Here is a 16,933-nt window from a genome sequence, read left to right as displayed (position 1 = left end):
AGCGCCAGGCGCCCAATGGAGGGATGTGGATGAACTTCTACGAAGCGTCGTCCCCATTCCTCTGGTGGGAGTCCAACCTGTGGTGGGTGCTCGCGCTGGCGATGTCCGCTGGGCTGGGCGTGTGGTGCTGGCTGCTGTGGGGGCCGCGCCAGGCGGGAGATGTCCTGCGGGTGGCGCCTGCGTCTGGCGTTGGTCGTCTCCCGCGGGTGTTGGATTCCGTCGCGTGGGCCGTGATGGCGGCTGCCTTCATGGGCCCCATGGCGTTCGTCACATCCTGGCTGGTGGCGACCGACTCGCTCGTTCCTCACTGTGAGGTGGTGGCGGGGCAATCGTCGTTCTCATTCTTCATCCGGTGGCCTTGGTTCGGATTGGCCCTGGTGGCGCTCGTGGGCGGCATTGCCTATGCGCGCCGGTCTCAGTCGCCCAGGGATGCACGGGACGTGCTCCTGACCCGGCTCCCGCCAGATATCTGCAAGGAAGTCTGAGAGGTGCTGTCCCGCGTGCGGGACAAGCCTGCGAGGACTCGAGCGTGCCGGCTTGGTGTCGCGCACCGTCACGCCGACCGTGCCTCCGTGCGTGGACTCCGCGTTGACGGCGCTGGGCGAGGAACGGATGGAGCCCATCGCCATGCTGGCGACCTGGGCGCTGCGCCGCCGGGAGGCGGTGAAGCAGGCCCACGCCGCGTATGACGCTCGCGAGGAGCCTCCTGCGCCGCGCGAGCCGCGCTGAAGTCCGTGGCGGTGCGCCCCTCAGGGGCGCTGCTGGGCCAGCATCCAGGCGAACACCTTGGGCTCTTTGTAGACCCGGTCCCAGATGTAGTGATTGCCATCGTGGAAGAGGGTGAAGAGCACGGGCTTCACCGGCCCGGCGCCCGTGGTGTCGGTGTTCGTCTGTCCATCAATCCATTCCCACTGCCCGCTCCCGGGCCGGAAGAACGCCGTCGCTGTACGCGCCGGGGAGGGATAGGTATCCATGACGCCACCGGTGCCGCCCATGGCGTGTCCCAGGTGCGTGAACCAGCCGGCGGTCGCGGTGTAGAAGATGTCGTTGTCGAGCAGGCCGTGTGAGCCCCAGATGGGGAGGTTCGCCTGAACCATCTTCAGGGCATCCGCGGCGCTAGAACCGTAGCCTCCGTTGCAGACGGGGATGGCGGCGGCGAGCTTCGAGGGGAAGAGCGATGCGTAGTTGAACGTCCCCGCGCCGCCCATGCTGAGGCCCGTCAGGTAGACGCGCTTCCTGTCTGTCTTGAACGTCGCCAGGATGTGCTCGAAGAAGGGGTCCAGGTTGTATTGGGCTTCGTAGGCGCTCCAGAATCCCGACGTGCTCGTCTGCGGAGAGACCAGGATGAAGGGATAGTCCTTCCCCTCCTGATCGATGTACGCCTGAGGCCCGTGCGCACGGACCTTCTTGAGCTGGTTGACGCCTCCGTCTCCCTGCTCGCCCATCCCGTGGAGGAAGAAGACGACGGGCCAGTTCGAGCCTTCGTCGTAACCGGGCGGCAGGTACACGACATAGCCGTAGCCGCCCGGCGTCGAGGGTGACTTGTAGACCTCCTGCGTGGTGCCACGGCCCGTGGGCGCGGGTGTCACCTGGACCTTCATTCTGTCGCTGGCGGTAGCGCCGTCGTCGTCGGTTACCGTCAGCTCGAACTCGTAGAGCCCCTGCACCAGCCCGGACGCCGTCGCGGAGAGCGTCGTGGCGCCCGTCAGGGTCGCGGTATTGGGACCGGACACCTGGGTCCATTGCCGCGCCACGACTGTTCCGTCGCTGTCCGTCGCGGTGCCCGTGAGGGTCGCGGCATTCGTGGGCAGCATCACCGTCTGGTCCGCTCCGGCGGAGACCGTGGGCGGAAGGTTGGCGGGCGGCTCACCCGTCACGGGGGCGCCGTAGATGACGACTTCATTCATGCCCGCATAGCGGGTCCTCGAAAGGTGGAGGTACCGCGTTCGCTGGGTGACGGGCACGACCCACCAGGCTTGCCACCGGGTCAGGGTGATGTTCGTCACGGGCGTCCAGGCACCCGGCTCACCGGCAGCGAAGGAGACGCTGCCGCTGTCGAAGGTGTCGAAGACGCCAATCTCCGTGATGTCATACAGCGCGCCCAGGTCGATGATGAGACCCATGGGGTACGCGGAATCGTCGAAGATGACGTCACCCCAGGTTGTCACGGGCGCGGCGCCCGTTCCCGCGCGAGGGTCTCCAATGAGCGCCTGCTCATCGAAGAGGTTCTGGTACGGACCCGCGACGGGACGAACGCCGTCGGGCTGCACCATGGACGCGGTCAGGGTCAGCTTGCTGCTCGTGAGGAGCGGCGCCGTCGCGGTGGCGTCGCCGGAAGGGTCCACGGCTTCGGGACTGCCACACCCGGCAATCATTGCGAGCGCGAAGAGTGCCTTTTTGATGCGGTCATGAATATGCATGAAAAATCCAATGGTGGCTGTGAGTAGAAATCGGTAGCCGGAGCAATGGTAGTGTCATAGTGGAAATCTTGGAATAGTCGTATATCTCTGTTTTGGGCGCGTGGGTCTGGCTCCGCGCTTTGAGGGGGGACTCATCCCCGCAGGGCCAGGAGGCATGGCGGCACCATCACCCGCCCCATGCGGGCAAGGGGAGAGGCAGCCCCGGCGTGCGCTGGTGCTTGGCGAAGGCGCTCGCCAGTATTCCCAAGCGCATGCGAACGAACCTCGTGGGTGCCGCGTTTCTCTTGTGGATGGGTTGTGATTCCTCTCCGTTGCCCCCTGGGCCCGATGACACGCCGTCCCTGCACCAGGTGACGCGTGTGGAGGCCATCCGGGGTGTCGAGCTGGAGGTGCTCGACTATGGCGGCAAGGGCCCGGCGCTCATGTTCCTCGCGGGCATGGGCAGCACGGCCCACATCTTCGACGAACTGGCGCTCGAGTTCCGGGACACGCACCACGTCTACGCGCTCACCCGCCGTGGCTACGGCGCCTCGGATTGGCCCGACACCGGCTATGACACCGCCACGCTGGCCATGGATGTCCTGGGGACGCTGGACACGCTGGGGCTGTCGAAGGCGTCGTTCGCGGGCCACTCCCTGGCGGGGGATGAGCTGACGTGGCTGGCGCTCCACCACCCCGAGCGCGTGGAGGCACTCGTCTACCTGGACGCCACCGACAGCCGGGGCGAGATTGCCGCGTTCCTGGAGGGTGAGCAGTTGCCGCCGCTGCCGTTCTCCGTGCTCGACGGCCTTCCTTCACGGCAGGCGGTAGCGGAGCGGCTGGCGCAGGATTTGGGCGGAGGGCTTCCCGCACACGAAGTTGAACAGGCGTATGTGTTCGACGCCGCGACAGGGGCCTACCTGCGCGAGCGCCGCCATCCTGGTGCCACGGAGCAGTCCGTCCGGGGCGCGGCCATCATGGACCTCGGGCGCGTGCAGGGGCCCGTGTTGTCCCTGTCGGATGGGCAGGGCTTCGCGGGTTGGGTAGAGGCCCTGGTGGCGGCCGAGTCGCTGCCGCTGGAGTTCCGGGAGAAAGCCCGCGACTTCCTGCCCGACATCCAGCAGCACGAGACGGCCCTGGAGGACTCGCTGCGGCGTCATCCTGGCTGGAGACACCTGCAACTGGAAGGCGCGGGGCACTACATCTGGCTGACGAACCGGGCGGAGGTGGTGACGCGGATGCGCGACTTCTTCGCCGCCACCGCCGCGCCGTAGCATGCCCCCGCCAGCGTTGTCTGTCCGAGCCACATGCCCGGACAGACAGCCGCGGAGAACGGCTCAGCTCCGCTGCGCGTAGTACTCCACGATGAAGGGTTCGTTCACGTCCACGGGGATTTCCTCCCGCTCCGGCAGGCGCACGTAGCGCAGCCCTTCGCCCTCACCCAGCACCTGGACGTAGGCGGGCACGGACCGCGATTTCATCCGGCTGAAGGACTCCTGCACCACGGCGAGCTTCTGGTGTGCCGCGTGGAAGCGGACTTCGCTGCCAGGCTTGACGCGGAAGCTCGGGATGTCCGCTCGCTTGCCGTCCACATGAAGGTATCCGTGGCGCACGAACTGGCGGGCCTGGCGGATGCTGGTGGCCAGGCCGGCGCGAAGCACCAGTGAGTCCAACCGGCTCTCCAGCAGTTGCAGCAGCACCGTGCCGGTGTTGCCCGGCGCCCGGCTCGCTTCCTGGAAGACCGCGCGGCACTGCTTCTCCATCAGGCCGTAGTACAGCTTCAGCTTCTGCTTCTCTCGCAGACGGCGCGCGAAGTCGCTCACGCTGGTGCGCGCGGTGGCACCGTGCTGGCCAGGGGGATAGGGCCGGCGCAGCACCGGGTCCTTGTCCGGGTCCTTCGCGGTGATGCGCGAAAGCGGAATCCCCAGCCGACGACACATCTTTCCCCGCGGTCCCAAGTCGCGTGCCACGTGTTCCTCCGACCATCTCCCGGTGTCTGAAGTGGAGATGAAGTTGATAATCAGTATCAATTTCAATAGCTCCAGGTCGGGCCGGCGGTCAAGTCCGGAATTCGAAGTGGGGACGCGGGCGGCGGGCTGGACGGCGCTGCTCAGGTGCCGCGCGGCGCCGCCTCCCGGCGGAAGATGGCGCCTGCGAGCACCGCCACGATGGTGACGCCGGCGTAGGCCACCAGTCCGGCGGCCACCATGGCGAACAACGCGGAGAGCCCCGCATCGAGCCGCGCGGCGACGAACCACCCGACGCCCGCGCTGATGACCAGGCGCGAGGTGCCCGCCAGGAAGGGCCACAGCACGTGGCCCGCGCCCTGTGCGGCGAACGCGAGCACGAAGCCCAGGCCCAGCAGTCCGTAGAACGGCGCCACGATGCGCAGGTAGTCCAGGCCCGGCGCCACGACGGCCGGCTCACGGCTGAAGGCATGGAGCCAGACTTCAGGCGCCAGGGCCGCGGCCAGTCCAATGGCTCCCGCCGCCACGAAGCCCAGCCCGCCGCCCAACCAGGCGATGCGCCGGGCGCGCTCGTGCTGTCCCGCACCCACGTTGGTGCCCACCAGCGTCAGCACGGCCGTGCCCAGGCCGAAGAGAATCGGGATGATGAGGTAGTCCAGGCGTGACGCCATGCCATAGCCGGCCAGCGCCTCCACGCCGAACAGGCCCACGGCGGCGGTGATGACCATCACCATCAGGTTGGGCTGCAGCGAACTCAACGCCGTCAGCAGGCCCACGCGCAGGATGTCGCGAAGCAGCCGCGGCTCCAGCGACCCCTTCGTGAGGCGGACCGCGGCCCGTCCGGACGCCATGTAGCGCAGCAGCCAGAGCGCCGCGCCCACGTAGAACAACGTCATCGCGAGCCCAGCGCCCGCCAGCCCCATCGCGGGCACCGGGCCGAAGCCGAAGATGACCCCCGGCGTCACGACGAGGAAGACAGCGGCGCCCACCAGGGTCACCAGCGCCGGGACGCGCACTTCGCCCGCGCCGCGCAGCGCCGCCGCGAGCAGGTTCACCAGCCAGAAGGGAATCGAGCCCGCGAACACGTAGTTCGAATACTGGAGCGCGGCGTCCAACGCGCCCGCCCGTCCACCCAGCGCCGTGTACAGCGCGGGGCCGGTCATCCAGGCGAGGACGCTGAAGACAAGGCCAATGGCCAACGCCAGCACCACGGCATGCCAGACCAGGGCATTCGCATCCTCCCGCCGGTTCGCGCCCAGGGCTCGCGCCACCGCGGAGGCCACGCCGCTGCCAATGCCTCCGTTGGACATCATCGTCATCAACATCACGACGGGAAAGACGAGGGAGACGCCCGCCAGCGCCTCCGTGCCCAGGAAGCTCGCGTACCAGTTCTCCGCCACGCCCACCAACGACTGGGCAATCAGGACCAGCGTGGTGGGCACGGCGAGCTGGAGCAGGGGCTTCAGCAGAGGGCCCCGCAGCATCGCGTCTTGAAGTGATGCGCGTCCGGGGAGCGCGGAAGGTGTGGACCCGGGCGCTGCATCCTGTACTGGGGTTGCGTCGCTGCTGGCTGCGTCACTCATGAGACGTCACCTCACACGCTCAGCGCATCAGGATAGCCACCGGAGGACAAGCCTTGTTTGGCCATGCGGCTCACGTCATCGGCGAGCGCTTCCTCCTCGCCGGCTTCCACCGCAGCCAGTGTGAGACTCACCACGTCTGTAGGATTCACCTTCGCGCGGCTGCCCCACGGGGTGGGGCGTGGCTCACGGTTGGATGGCCACCTTGAAGACGCCGTCACGGCGCTCGCCGAAGAGGGCGTAGGCCTCCTGGATGTCCGCGAGCTTGAAGCGATGGGTGATGAGCGGCGACAGGTCGACGCGCTTGTGGTGCACCAGGTCCATGAGGCGGCGCATGCGCTCCTTGCCTCCTGGGCACAGGGTGGTGACGATGCGGTAGTCCCCCAGGCCGGCGGAGAACGCGTCGTAGGGCAACTGGAGCTTGCCCGAGTACACACCCAGGCTGGACAGCGTGCCCGCGGGCCGCAGGCAGCGCAGCGCGCTCTCGAAAGTCTGCTGGGTGCCCAGCGCCTCGATGGCCACGTCGGCGCCGCCGCCCGTGAGCCGTTTCACCTCGGCTACGACGTCCTGCTGACGGTGGTCGAGCACCACGTCCACGCCCATCCTCTGCGCCATCTTCATCCGCGCCTCATCGCCGTCCACGCCGACCACGAGCGAGGCGCCCATCAACCGCGCGCCAATGGAGGCGCACAGGCCGATGGGCCCCTGCGCGAAGACGACCACGGCATCGCCGATGCGCACGCTGCCTGCCTCTGCGCCGCTGAAGCCCGTGGAGGCGATGTCCGACAGGAGGATGACCTGCTCGTCGGTGAGCCCATCTGGAATGGGCGCGAGGTTGGCCTGCGCGGCGGGAATGCGGATGTACTCGGCCTGGGCGCCATCCTGGGTGTTGCCCATGCGCCAGCCTCCCAGGGCCTCATAGCCCGCGCCGTGGCCGCACTGCGAGAGGTGACTGGACAGGCAGGCCCTGCATTGTCCACACGGGGTGATTGCGCCCACGAGGACACGCTGCCCCGGGCGGTAGTCCGTCACGCCGGGACCAAGCTCCTCGATGACACCCACGGGCTCGTGACCGATGACGAGCCCCGGGCGAACCGGGTACTCGCCACGGACGATGTGCAGGTCCGTGCCGCAGACAGTGGTCATCGTCATCCGGATGACCGCCTCGCCGGCTCCCGCGCGTGGACGCTCCACCTCTTCGATGCCGAAGCGGTTCACAGCCTGAAAGACATTGGCTCGCATGCTCCCTCCCGGTGGTTCGTGGGTGTCCACCCGGGAAGTCTCGGCACGGTGTCGGAGGGCGTCATCCGCGCGGGCGTGAAGATGCGGCGGTGGAGTTCATGCCGAGCGCATGCTTGGGCGCATGTGGCCGTAACGGCGGCTCGGGCCCGCGCGCTCCGGGCCCGGATGGATGTCATCACCTCGCACCAGCCGCATCGTCCTCGGTGAGTCGCGCCCGCTTCACGCGGGGATGATGACCTCATGCGCGAGCGCCGGTGCGCAGCGTCCGCGCAGTCAGGCGTTTGCTTCAGGGGGCGGTACCATGAACGTCTCACCGGACACGGAGAAGCCACGGCAAGCCGAGCATCTGGCGGTGTCCGCCGCGCCTCGTCTGCTCTGGTTCAGCGAGCTGTCCCGCGAGGACGTCGCGCTGGCGGGGGGCAAGGGCGCGAACCTGGGCGAGATGACGCGGGCGGGGCTGCCTGTTCCGCCGGGCTTCGTCATCACCGCCACCGCCTTCCAGGAGGCCATGGCGCCGGTGCGTGCCCGGCTTCAAGCGCTCTGGGCGCAGGTGGACCCGGATGACCCTTCGTCACTGACCCAGGTCACGCAGCAGCTCCGTGAGCACGTGCGGAGCGCGCCCGTCCCGGAGCGGCTGCGCGCCGCCATCCTGGAGGCGTATCAGCAGTTGGGCGCGGACCGGGCCGTGGCGGTGCGTTCCTCGGCGACCTCGGAGGACTCGGCGGCCACGTCCTTCGCGGGCATGCACGAGTCCTTCACCCACGTGTTGGGCGAGGACGCTTTGATGGACGCGCTCCGGGCGTGTTGGGCTTCGGCCTACGGTGAGCGTGTGGTGGCCTACCGCAAAGCGGAAGGGCTCACCGAGGAACCCGCCATCGCCGTGGTGGTTCAGGCCATGGTGGATGCGGCTCGCGCGGGCGTCATGTTCACCGCGGACCCGTCTTCGGGAGACACCGGCCGCATCGTCATCGAGGCGGCCTGGGGGCTGGGAGAAGTCGTGGTGGGCGGGCAGGTGGAGCCGGATACGTACAGTGTCTCCAAGAAGGAGCCTTGCGTGCGCGAGGTCCGGGTGGGCGACAAGAGTGTCCGCCTGGTGCGCAATGCCGAAGGACACACGCAGCGCGAGACACTGAGTCCGGAACAGGCCCACGAGCGCGTGCTGAGCGACGTGGCGGTGCTGGAGTTGGCGCGGTTGGGATTGCGGGTGGAGCAGCACTACGGTGCGCCGCAGGACATCGAGTGGGCGGAGGAGCGCGGACGTTTGTTCCTGGTGCAGACGCGCCCGATTACCACGTTGGGAAAGTCCGCCGTGCCACCGCCAGAGGAAGGCCACGCGGGCAAGGCGCTGGTGCAGGGACTGGGTGCGTCGCCCGGTGTGGCGGCCGGCCGCGTGCGGGTGCTGGCGTCACCGGCCGAGGGACGGCAACTCCAGCCGGGCGAGGTGCTGGTGGCTGAGATGACGTCGCCGGACTGGGTCCCCACCATGCGGCGGGCCGCCGCCATTGTCACGGACCGGGGCGGCATGACGTGCCACGCCGCCATCGTCAGCCGGGAGCTGCGAAAACCCTGCGTGGTGGGCACACGCACCGCCACACGCACGCTGCGAGACAGCGAGGCGGTGACGGTGGATGGCTCGATGGGAGAAGTCCGGGAGGGACAGGAGGCGCCACGTCCACGGGCGGTGGAGGTGCCTGCCACCGCATCCACGGTGGGAACGGCCCCGGTGCTGGCCACGCGCCTCTACGTCAACCTGGCCCTGCCCGCGCAGGCTCGCGAGGCCGCGGCGCTTCCGGTGGAGGGTGTGGGTCTGCTGCGCGCCGAGTTCATGCTCACGGAGGCCCTGGGGGGTGTGCATCCACGCAAGCTGATTGCGGAGGGTCGGAGGGGTGAGTTCGTGGAGCGCATGGCGGGGGCCCTGCTCCAGACGACGCGAGCCTTCCATCCGCGCCCCGTGGTCTACCGGACGACGGACTTCCGGACGAACGAGTTTCGCGGACTGGAAGGCGGCGCTGAGTTCGAGCCCGAGGAGTCCAACCCGATGATTGGCTTCCGGGGCGCCTACCGGTACTTGCGCGAGCCCGACGTGTTCAACCTGGAGCTGGAGGTGCTCGCGCGGGTCCGGGAGCAGACGCCCAATCTCCAGGTGATGCTGCCCTTCGTGCGCACGCTCTGGGAGCTGGAGGCGTGTCTGGAGCTCATCGCCCGCAGTCCGCTGGGGCGGCAGCGGGGTTTGAAGACGTGGGTGATGGCGGAGGTGCCTTCCATCGTCTATCGCCTCCACGATTATGCGAAGTGTGGGATTGATGGCGTGTCCATCGGCTCGAATGATTTGACGCAGCTCATGCTGGGCGTGGACCGGGACTCCGAGTCGTGCGCCGAGCTGTTCGACGAAGCGGACGCCGCGGTGCTGGCCGCCATTGGCGACATCATTCGTGGGTGCGAGGAAGCGGGCCTGACGTCCTCGCTGTGTGGACAGGCGCCGTCGAACCGGCCGGACTTCGCGGAGCACCTGGTGCGCGCGGGGATTACGTCCATCTCCGTGGACCCGGCGGCGGTGCTCGCGACGCAGCGGGTGATTGCGGCGGCGGAGCAGCGGCTGCTGCTGGCCGCCTCGAAGCGGGCGACGCTCCAGGGCTGTTAGGTCCGGCCAGGGTGGGGCACTCCGTGCCGGAGGTGGTGCTTGTTCCAGAGCAGGTAGGGGAGCAGCGCCAGCGTGCGCAGCACCAGATAGACGGCCAGGAAGGGCGTCAGCCGCAAGTCCTGGTAGCTGGCCGTCGCGACGGCCAGCGCGATGGAGGGATTGCCGAAGACCGCCGCGAGCGCGAGCGCGGTCCTGTCCTCGGGCCGGGGCGCTCCCGCCACGTGTCCCAATATCGCGGAGCCCAGGGTCATCACCAACATGCCCAGCACCATCCATCCGTCCACGTCGCGCAGCCTCGGGCCGCTGATGAACAGCAGGAGCAGGATGGCGACGACGAACACGGCCTTGAAGAGCCACAGCATGGGACGCAGCAGTCGCCTGGCCAGCATCGGCCGCCAGGCGCGCAGTGCCCAGCCCGCCGCGAGCGGCACGAGGAAGGGCAGCATGACCCGCTCAAGGAGCTGGACGGTGGTGGGGGCCTTGAACACGGCGGGGAAGAACTCGCTGAGCAACCGGAGTGAGAGCGGCAGGCACACGATGGCGGCCAGGGACAGGGTGAGGGACAGCGCCACCGTGAGGCTCAAGTCGCCGCGCTGCCGGTAGGCCGCGACCGCGACGCTGGGCACGCCAGGGCTGACGGCCATCAACAGCAGGATGCCGGCGGCGATGGGAGGCAGGGGCAGGAGGTTCACCACGAGCAGGGCGAGCAGCGGGACGCCCAACAGGATGAGGGGAAGGCCTCGCGCGTAGGCAGGCAGCCGCATGGCGTGCTTCACGGCGCTCACGTCGACGGCGAGCCCGAGGACAAACCCCATGAGCACGACGAGGTGCCGGACCGCGAACTCGACTCCGTCCCGCACGCTCAGCGCGGCGGTCACCTCGACGTCCATGGATGGAGGATGCGCACGGAGCGCCTCGTCGGGAACGTTGGGGCGGCCAGCCGTGCGCGCGTTCCTCGAAGCGGTCGCGGCGTGACAGGGTCGGGCCTCACTCACCCCTGGGGGGGATGGCTGCGAATGCGGCATCGCCGTTAGACTCTGTGACGCGCCCGGATGTCTTGCATTCCCGGGCAGGGGGATATGCCATGGACGCGAATCATTTGCTGGAGCTGGTCAAGCGCTATCAGGACAACAAGGCATTCATCTCCAACGAGGAGACCGCGAAGATCGCGCTGGTCGTCCCGTTCATCCGGAGCCTCGGCTACGACCCGAGCGTTCCTCGGGAGGTCCGCCTGGAATACGCGGCGGACTTCGTCCAGGGGGACGGCAAGAAGCTGCCGGACCGGATGGACTTCGCCATCTTCGACCAGACGGGCACCAAGCCGCTCATCGTCATCGAAACCAAGCCCTTGGGCACGGACCTCAAGTCCCGCGCGCAGCAACTGGCGCGCTACCTGGCGCAGTTGCCGGAGCTCCACTTCGGCATCATCACCGACGGGTGCCACTACCTCTTCTTCGGGGACTTGGAGAACCCCAACGTCATGGACCCGGAGCCCTTCTTCACGTTCTCCCTGGAGGACACGAAGTCGGACTGGGTGAAGGTGGCCAAGTTCCTGTCCAAGTTCAGCCGTGAAGCCTTCAACGCGACGACGCTGATTACGGACGCGGAGAACAGCCGCTACCGGCAGGGGATGATCGACAAGCTCGCGTCCGCCCTGAAAGCGCCCGGTGAGCACGAAGCCTTCCTCAAGTGGCTCACGGAGGACATCTACAAGGGAAAGCGGACCACCGCGGTGATGGAGCGGCTCGCGGACGTCGCGAAGGAAGCCATCGAGCCGACGCTGCTGCGGGTCATGGGCGACGACTTCTTGAACAAGCTCAAGGAGCGCATCCAGCGGCTCAACGAGGGCGCGGAGCCCGCGGTGGCGCAGGAGGGCGCCAACGTGGTGAAGCCGGATTCGGCCAGGCCCTTCGAGGCCGATGGCCGTGCCGCGCCCGATGAGAAGGGCCGCGCCGCCGTTGAGACCACCGAGACGGAACTGGAGTTCTTCGGCGTGGTGCGGGACATCTGCGTCAAGAACGGTGCCGCCGCCGAGGACATCCTCTACCGGGACACGGCGTCCTACTTCAACGTGTCCTTCAAGCGGCCCACGAAGTGGTTCGCCCGGTTCTTCAGCAATGGCAAGCGCAAGAGCATCGTCACCTGGGTGCCGGTGGACGAGGCCCGTGCCATTGCCGCGGGCTTCGAGGTGGAGGCGGCGCCCGCGGGTTTGGGCACCAGCCGCGTCTTCATCGAATCGGTGCCCCAGGTCTGGGCGCTGAAGGCGCTGGTGACCCGGAGCCTGGAATTGTCCAAGACGGTGCGTGACGAGTCGCCGTCTCCAGACGCCGCCACACACGAGGACGGGAAGCCCGCCCTCAAGGTCATCACGGGCTGACGCGCCGCCGCGGTGCTCACGCCGCCGTGCGAAGCGACGTGAGACCCACGGCCTTGAGCGCCAGCACGCCCGCCACGGCGAAGGCCTGCCCAGCGAGCAGCGCGGTCCCCAGGGGCGTGAGCTCCTGGGCGTGCATGACGACGAGCAGCACGCTGCCCACCACCCATGCGGCGTCCACCAGGAGATGCACCAGGGCTGCTCCCAGGACGGGCTGCTTGAGCCCGACCCAGAGGTTGAAGGCCGACCACGGCAGCAGGAAGAGGCCCACGCCGAACAGGAAGGTGGACGGCAGGCGCCAGCCCGCGAGCTGGGTGAGGGTGGGGGCAAGGAGCAACAAGGCCACGCCCATGAGGAGTGAGGCGGCGGCGTCGAAGCGGTAGACGAAGCGGGGATTGCGAAGCACGTGCGTCATCATCTGGGCTCTCCGGGTGGCTGGGAACGGGAGCACAGTGTTCCTGGCAGGGAATGTTCTCAATTACCTCGAAGGTCATCGTCCCGCGTCACGGCCTGGGGCAGTCTGGGCTCGGAAAGGGACACGGCGATGATTGGACCCCTGCTCAAGGAATGGAGAACGCTGCGCGGCAAGAGCCAGTTGGCCCTGTCGCTGGAGGCGCAGGTATCGGCGCGCCACCTGTCATTTCTGGAGTCGGGCCGCTCCGGGGCCAGTCAGGAACTGGTGCTGCGGCTGGCGGAGGCCTTGGGGCTGGGGTTGAGAGACCGCAACGCCCTGCTGGTGGCGGCGGGGTTCGCGCCTCAGTTCGGCGAGCGCGGCTGGCACAGCGCGGAGCTGGCGGAGGTCCGGCGGGCCGCGGGACTCATCCTCGCGTCGCATGAGCCGTATCCCGCCATCGTGGTGGATTCGTCCTCGACGGTGCTCGAGGCGAATGCAGGCGCGCTCGCGATGATGGGGCAGCCGCGTGAGGCGCTCGGACAGGTCAACCTGATGGACCTCGTCTTCGTGCCCGGGCCCGTGCGCTCGGCCATTGGCAACTGGGAGGAGATTGCCGGGTATCTGCTCCACCGGCTGCGGGAGGGCGCTCGCATGCGGGGCCCCCGCTCACCCGTGGCATCAGTCCTAGCCCATGTCCTGGCGCAGCCAGGTGTCGAGGCGTTGACCGCGCTGCGGCCCGCCAACGCCGGCTCCGTGCTGGTGCCCTTGACCTTCACCCGCGATGGCGCGACGACGCACTGGTACACCACGCTCACCAGCTTCGGCGCCCCCCAGGATGCCCTGGTGGAGGAAATCACCATCGAGCAGTTCCACCCGATGTGATGGAAGCGTGGCGCGGGCCCGTCATGGGAGGACGAAGTCGCGGGGCTTCAGCGGCTCGGGCTGCGGTTCGCCCAGCGCCTCCATCAGGTTCATCTCCACGCTGCGCGCCATCGCCAGCAAGGAGAGGTCGTTGGGCTCCGTGCCGAAGGGCTCCTCCAGTTCGTCGCTCAGCCGGTCGAGCCCGAAGAAGGTGTAGGCAATCATCGCCGCGAGCCAGGGCGTGAACCAGCCCAGCGCCTCCGCGAGACCAAAGGGCAGCAGCAGGCAGAACAGGTAGGCGGTGCGGTGCAGCAGCACCGTGTACGTGAAGGGCAGGGGCGTGAAGCGGATGCGCTCACACGCGGAGAGCACGTTCATCAAGCCATGGACGTGCGTCCGCAGCTCGCTCCAGGTGATGTCGGTGAGATGCTTCTCCCGGAGGAGCGTGGCCAGCTCCCGGTCGTGCTCCCGAAGCAGGGCGTTGGGGCGGTTCTGGCTGGCCAGTACGCGCGAGGCCTCCGGCTCCGGCAGCAGGCGGCTGATGTCCTCCCGGGCGTCGTTCCCGCGCAGGTGCGCGACCATCGCGTGGGCGAAGGCGATGTTCCGCCTCGCCAACCTGCGCGCCGCCTCCTTCGCTCCGCTGCTGTCGTCCCCCAGGAGCGCGATGGCCTCATGGGAGAATGAACGCAGTTCAATGATGAGCGCGCCCCAGTGCTTCCGGGCCTCCCACCACCGGTCGTAGCAGGCGTTGTTCCGGAACCCGAGGAAGATGGAGAGCGCGATGCCCAGCAGGGACAGCGGCGCCGGCGAGGAGATCTGCAGATCCAGATAGCCTTGCCGGTACGCCCAGACGACGAGCGCGGAGAGTGCCGCGATGCCCAGGACGTGGGGCAGGACGCGCGGGAGGATGGTCCCGCGCACGACGAAGAGGAGCCGAAGCGAGCTGAGGCGAGGACGGACAATCACGGGCAGGGACCTTCCTGCGCCAAATGCCTCCGGGTCGCAAGCGCTCCTCTTGGCGGGCTGTTGTGGTGATTAGGGGGAGCGGGGCCCGCTGGTAAGCGTGTGCCACTGCCCGTCGTGAATCCGCCCGATGGTGTGGTCCGCGAACGACCAGACGCCGTCGGAGGCGCCCCGCAGCACGGTGAACTGCAACGGCGCTCCTTTCGGGAGTCCCAGGGGGCGCAGCGCCTGGCCGGACGCATGGTCGATGCCGGCGAGATGCGCGACGTAGAGCGTCCCCTGGTGGCTCGCGATGCCCCAGTAGTCACGGTCCCCGTCGAAGGGCGTGAGGTCGCTCCATTCGTCTCCGCTGCCCGTCATCACAGCTCCGCTCTTCCCGCAGATGGCGTAGCCCTGTTCCAGCTTGCAGATGGCGGTCAGTTCGGTGTGGATCGGCAGCGGCAGTACCTGCCACGTGCTTCCATTGAAGTGGGCGGCGTATCCATCGGAGGCCACCGCGATGAAGTCCTCGCGGCTGTTGCCGGCGAGGTCTTCGATGGTGACGGCTTCTCCGTCCACCGTCAGTGGCGGAAGGGGTTCGAAGCTTTCGTCGCGCAGCCAGTACACCTGGCCCACGGAGCCGGCGCAGAGCACGTCTCCGCCGAGCACGCGAAGGCGGCGCAGCGGGCCCTTGTCGTGGACCGCCCCGTTGGTGAAGAGCTTGCGCGATGCACGGAGTTCATCCCGCGTCTTGGGCGTCTTCCAGTCGAAGCGGACGACGGTGCCGTTCTCTCCCAGGACGTAGGCCTCTCCGCCCGGAGTGGCGTCCACCGACAGGATGGCCTCATTGGAGAGGCTGAACTCCAGCCATTCACCGTCGTGCCGGACGCCTACGCGGTTCTTGGGCGCGTCCTCGTCATCGCCCACGGTGCAGGCCGCGATGACCACTCCCGGCGCCGGGCTGACGCCCTCCTGGATGAAGGCGTCCTGAAGGAACTCGGCATCGGTGATTCCAGACATGGCGACGACTTTCTCGTGCGGCGGCCCCGCCCGGGATGGATGGGTCGAGGCGGAGCCGCTGCGTTGTAGGTCGCCGAACGTATCACCCGAGGTGGACTCAGGGGCCCGTGAGAACCGCGGGCCCGCCTGAGTCAGGGACGCACTTCGGTTCTGCGGTGAATCCCCATGTCCGTCCTCGGCGTGGTGGTCGTGGTGGCTCCCAGGCTCTTCTTCCAGGGGAAGGTGAGTGCCAGCGCGACGCCCGACAGACCCACGATGGAGTAGATGAGGCGGCTGAGCGCGCTCATCGCCGTCCGTGTCTCGCCGCCGAACAGCGCGTTCACGAGGTTCCAATTGAAGAAGCCAATCAGGCCCCAGTTGATGGCGCCGATGATGGCCAGGACGGCCATCGCCTTGGCGAGCCCTCCTCTGGTTCGGTCCGCGTCCGCTCGTTCCATGGCTCGTATCCTTGGCTAGGTGTGTTCCACCCGTGCAGGTGGGTGATGCCTCTTGGATAAGGTGTTGCCTGGACGCGTCCTGGCTACTCCACTGGCATCGATTGTCCGGCTCGGTGCTCCGGACGCCATGCGGCTCAGCGGGAGTGGGTGTCCGCCAGTCGCTCGGGAATGCGCGCGACGAGGAGGTCGATGGCCGCGCGCACCTTCGAGGTCAGGTGTTTGCTCTGAGGCCACACCGCGTAGATTTCGTTGCCATAGGGGCGCTGCGTTTCCAGTACTTCGACGAGTCTTCCGCTGCTCAGGTGCTCGGCGATGAGCCAGCGAGGAAGCCACGCCAGCCCGGCCCCCTGCACCGCGGCGTCCATGATGGTCTCCACGTCGTCGAAGCGCAGGCGCGCCTGGACGGCGATGCGCTGCTCGCCGCCTTGTCCGTCCGGGAATCGCCAGGGCTTGTTGACGCCGTTGCGGCCGTAGACGACCGCGTCGTGCTCGCCCAGGTCTTCAAGTGTCTTCGGGCGGCCGTGGCGCTTCAGGTAGCCGGGCGCGGCGCAGACGGACATCGTCTGGACGCCCAGCCGGCGCGCCGTCAGTCCCGCGTGGTCCGCCAGTGGCGCGACGCGGAGGGCCAGGTCGTAGCCTTCCTCGACGAGGTCGACCATCCGGTCGCTGAAGGCGATTTCCAGCTCCAATCCCGGATGCTGGAGGACCAGCTCGCGCAGCAGCGGCGCGGCGCAGTGCCGGCCGAACATCACGGGAGCGCTGACGCGCAGGCGGCCCGTGGGCGCGCGCCGTCCAGAGTCCAGCGCCGTCTCCGCCGCCTCGAGCTCCGCCAATGCGCGCACGCATCGTTCGTAGAAGGCCTGGCCGTCCTCGGTGAGGCCCTGCCGGCGCGTGGTGCGCTGGAACAGCCGGGTCTCCAGACGCTCCTCCAGCCGCGCGATGCTCTTCCCCACGGCCGAGCGCGAGAGTCCCATGCGCTCCGCGGCGAGCGCGAAGCTCCCTGCCTCCACGGCCTGGACAAAGGCGAAGACGCCCCCAAGGCGGTCCCTCATGACGCTGCTCCCATTGGTGCCTGC

17 protein-coding genes are annotated in these 16,933 nt (G+C 68.3%); 6 read left to right on the top strand and 11 right to left on the bottom strand.

The genetic code is table 11. The features are described from left to right. The first annotated feature begins 29 nt into the window (after nt 1–29). Both FMQ63_RS01470 and FMQ63_RS01465 read left to right on the top strand, forming a co-directional pair. Nucleotides 30–485, top strand: coding sequence for a hypothetical protein (locus FMQ63_RS01470; RefSeq protein ID WP_225909595.1), 456 nt, complete (start codon nt 30–32; stop codon nt 483–485). Continuing rightward, nucleotides 466–729, top strand: coding sequence for a helix-turn-helix domain-containing protein (locus FMQ63_RS01465; RefSeq protein WP_081436814.1), 264 nt, complete (start codon nt 466–468; stop codon nt 727–729). Before FMQ63_RS01470 ends, FMQ63_RS01465 begins: the two co-directional genes overlap by 20 nt. A 20-nt stretch (nt 730–749) precedes the next feature. Here the strand turns inward: FMQ63_RS01465 and FMQ63_RS01460 are convergent, their stop codons facing one another. Then, nucleotides 750–2,420 carry an alpha/beta hydrolase-fold protein gene (locus FMQ63_RS01460; protein ID WP_011556732.1) on the bottom strand — a complete coding sequence of 557 codons (1,671 nt, stop codon included), beginning with the start codon at nt 2,418–2,420 and terminating at the stop codon, nt 750–752. A 251-nt stretch (nt 2,421–2,671) separates the two neighbouring features. Here FMQ63_RS01460 and FMQ63_RS01455 point away from each other — a divergent pair, with 251 nt between their 5' ends. After that, complete coding sequence (locus tag FMQ63_RS01455; RefSeq protein WP_011556731.1) at nt 2,672–3,673, top strand: alpha/beta fold hydrolase; 1,002 nt, start codon at nt 2,672–2,674, stop codon at nt 3,671–3,673. A gap of 63 nt (nt 3,674–3,736) precedes the next feature. Here FMQ63_RS01455 and rpsD read toward each other — a convergent pair whose 3' ends face one another. The 4 genes from rpsD to FMQ63_RS01435 form a co-directional block, all read right to left on the bottom strand. Beyond that, nucleotides 3,737–4,369 carry a 30S ribosomal protein S4 gene (gene rpsD, locus FMQ63_RS01450; RefSeq protein ID WP_011556730.1) on the bottom strand — a complete coding sequence of 211 codons (633 nt, stop codon included), beginning with the start codon at nt 4,367–4,369 and terminating at the stop codon, nt 3,737–3,739. Nucleotides 4,370–4,509: 140 nt separating this feature from the next. Then, entirely contained in the window at nt 4,510–5,850 is a 1,341-nt protein-coding gene (locus tag FMQ63_RS01445) for an MATE family efflux transporter (RefSeq protein WP_225909594.1), read from the bottom strand. Between the two features lie 110 nt (nt 5,851–5,960). After that, on the bottom strand, nt 5,961–6,083 hold the full coding sequence (locus tag FMQ63_RS01440; RefSeq protein WP_228556349.1) for a short-chain dehydrogenase: 123 nt from the start codon (nt 6,081–6,083) through the stop codon (nt 5,961–5,963). 49 nt (nt 6,084–6,132) lie between these two features. Then, nucleotides 6,133–7,188, bottom strand: a complete 1,056-nt coding sequence (locus tag FMQ63_RS01435; protein ID WP_011556727.1) for an NAD(P)-dependent alcohol dehydrogenase — start codon at nt 7,186–7,188, stop codon at nt 6,133–6,135. Nucleotides 7,189–7,489: 301 nt separating this feature from the next. Here FMQ63_RS01435 and ppsA point away from each other — a divergent pair, with 301 nt between their 5' ends. Continuing rightward, nucleotides 7,490–9,829 carry a phosphoenolpyruvate synthase gene (ppsA, locus tag FMQ63_RS01430; RefSeq protein ID WP_020477959.1) on the top strand — a complete coding sequence of 780 codons (2,340 nt, stop codon included), beginning with the start codon at nt 7,490–7,492 and terminating at the stop codon, nt 9,827–9,829. Here ppsA and FMQ63_RS01425 read toward each other — a convergent pair. Continuing rightward, nucleotides 9,826–10,719 carry a symporter gene (locus tag FMQ63_RS01425; RefSeq protein WP_225909592.1) on the bottom strand — a complete coding sequence of 298 codons (894 nt, stop codon included), beginning with the start codon at nt 10,717–10,719 and terminating at the stop codon, nt 9,826–9,828. The genes ppsA and FMQ63_RS01425 overlap by 4 nt on opposite strands. Nucleotides 10,720–10,913: 194 nt before the next feature. Here FMQ63_RS01425 and FMQ63_RS01420 point away from each other — a divergent pair, with 194 nt between their 5' ends. Beyond that, nucleotides 10,914–12,206 (top strand): type I restriction enzyme HsdR N-terminal domain-containing protein, encoded by a 1,293-nt coding sequence (locus tag FMQ63_RS01420; RefSeq protein ID WP_011556723.1) that lies wholly within the window; start codon nt 10,914–10,916, stop codon nt 12,204–12,206. Between the two features lie 16 nt (nt 12,207–12,222). On the opposite strand, the gene FMQ63_RS01415 is transcribed toward FMQ63_RS01420, so the two are convergent. Further along, nucleotides 12,223–12,621, bottom strand: a complete 399-nt coding sequence (locus tag FMQ63_RS01415; protein ID WP_011556722.1) for a hypothetical protein — start codon at nt 12,619–12,621, stop codon at nt 12,223–12,225. 126 nt (nt 12,622–12,747) lie between these two features. Between FMQ63_RS01415 and FMQ63_RS01410 the strand changes: the two genes are divergently transcribed. Then, entirely contained in the window at nt 12,748–13,479 is a 732-nt protein-coding gene (locus FMQ63_RS01410) for a helix-turn-helix domain-containing protein (RefSeq protein WP_011556721.1), read from the top strand. 21 nt (nt 13,480–13,500) lie between these two features. Here the strand turns inward: FMQ63_RS01410 and FMQ63_RS01405 are convergent, their stop codons facing one another. From FMQ63_RS01405 to FMQ63_RS01390, 4 genes are all read right to left on the bottom strand, one after another. Beyond that, a complete protein-coding gene (locus FMQ63_RS01405) occupies nt 13,501–14,424 on the bottom strand; it encodes a bestrophin family protein (RefSeq protein ID WP_011556720.1) in 924 nt (307 codons plus the stop codon). A 69-nt stretch (nt 14,425–14,493) separates the two neighbouring features. After that, complete coding sequence (locus FMQ63_RS01400; RefSeq protein ID WP_011556719.1) at nt 14,494–15,420, bottom strand: hypothetical protein; 927 nt, start codon at nt 15,418–15,420, stop codon at nt 14,494–14,496. Nucleotides 15,421–15,551: 131 nt separating this feature from the next. Beyond that, the gene (locus FMQ63_RS01395) at nt 15,552–15,809 is read right to left on the bottom strand and encodes a DUF378 domain-containing protein (RefSeq protein WP_043612486.1); all 258 of its coding nucleotides are present in this window, start codon (nt 15,807–15,809) and stop codon (nt 15,552–15,554) included. 182 nt (nt 15,810–15,991) lie between these two features. Next, nucleotides 15,992–16,909, bottom strand: coding sequence for a LysR family transcriptional regulator (locus tag FMQ63_RS01390; RefSeq protein ID WP_011556717.1), 918 nt, complete (start codon nt 16,907–16,909; stop codon nt 15,992–15,994). Nucleotides 16,910–16,933: the final 24 nt, after the last annotated feature.

Source organism: Myxococcus sp. CA005 (assembly GCF_006518205.1).
In the GTDB taxonomy this organism is placed as follows: Bacteria; Myxococcota; Myxococcia; order Myxococcales; family Myxococcaceae; genus Myxococcus; species Myxococcus xanthus.
This window is presented reverse-complemented; position numbering and strand designations above follow the sequence as displayed.

Excerpts from the sequence above, each read along its gene's own strand:
- FMQ63_RS01470 (WP_225909595.1), top strand. The coding sequence starts at position 30 with ATGAACTTCTACGAAGCGTCGTCCCCATTCCTCTGGTGGGAGTCCAAC.
- FMQ63_RS01460 (WP_011556732.1), bottom strand. The coding sequence starts at position 2,420 with ATGCATATTCATGACCGCATCAAAAAGGCACTCTTCGCGCTCGCAATG.
- FMQ63_RS01455 (WP_011556731.1), top strand. The coding sequence starts at position 2,672 with ATGCGAACGAACCTCGTGGGTGCCGCGTTTCTCTTGTGGATGGGTTGT.
- FMQ63_RS01445 (WP_225909594.1), bottom strand. The coding sequence starts at position 5,850 with ATGCTGCGGGGCCCTCTGCTGAAGCCCCTGCTCCAGCTCGCCGTGCCC.
- FMQ63_RS01435 (WP_011556727.1), bottom strand. The coding sequence starts at position 7,188 with ATGCGAGCCAATGTCTTTCAGGCTGTGAACCGCTTCGGCATCGAAGAG.
- ppsA (WP_020477959.1), top strand. The coding sequence starts at position 7,490 with ATGAACGTCTCACCGGACACGGAGAAGCCACGGCAAGCCGAGCATCTG.
- FMQ63_RS01425 (WP_225909592.1), bottom strand. The coding sequence starts at position 10,719 with ATGGACGTCGAGGTGACCGCCGCGCTGAGCGTGCGGGACGGAGTCGAG.
- FMQ63_RS01420 (WP_011556723.1), top strand. The coding sequence starts at position 10,914 with ATGGACGCGAATCATTTGCTGGAGCTGGTCAAGCGCTATCAGGACAAC.
- FMQ63_RS01415 (WP_011556722.1), bottom strand. The coding sequence starts at position 12,621 with ATGATGACGCACGTGCTTCGCAATCCCCGCTTCGTCTACCGCTTCGAC.
- FMQ63_RS01410 (WP_011556721.1), top strand. The coding sequence starts at position 12,748 with ATGATTGGACCCCTGCTCAAGGAATGGAGAACGCTGCGCGGCAAGAGC.
- FMQ63_RS01400 (WP_011556719.1), bottom strand. The coding sequence starts at position 15,420 with ATGTCTGGAATCACCGATGCCGAGTTCCTTCAGGACGCCTTCATCCAG.
- FMQ63_RS01395 (WP_043612486.1), bottom strand. The coding sequence starts at position 15,809 with ATGGCCGTCCTGGCCATCATCGGCGCCATCAACTGGGGCCTGATTGGC.
- FMQ63_RS01390 (WP_011556717.1), bottom strand. The coding sequence starts at position 16,909 with ATGAGGGACCGCCTTGGGGGCGTCTTCGCCTTTGTCCAGGCCGTGGAG.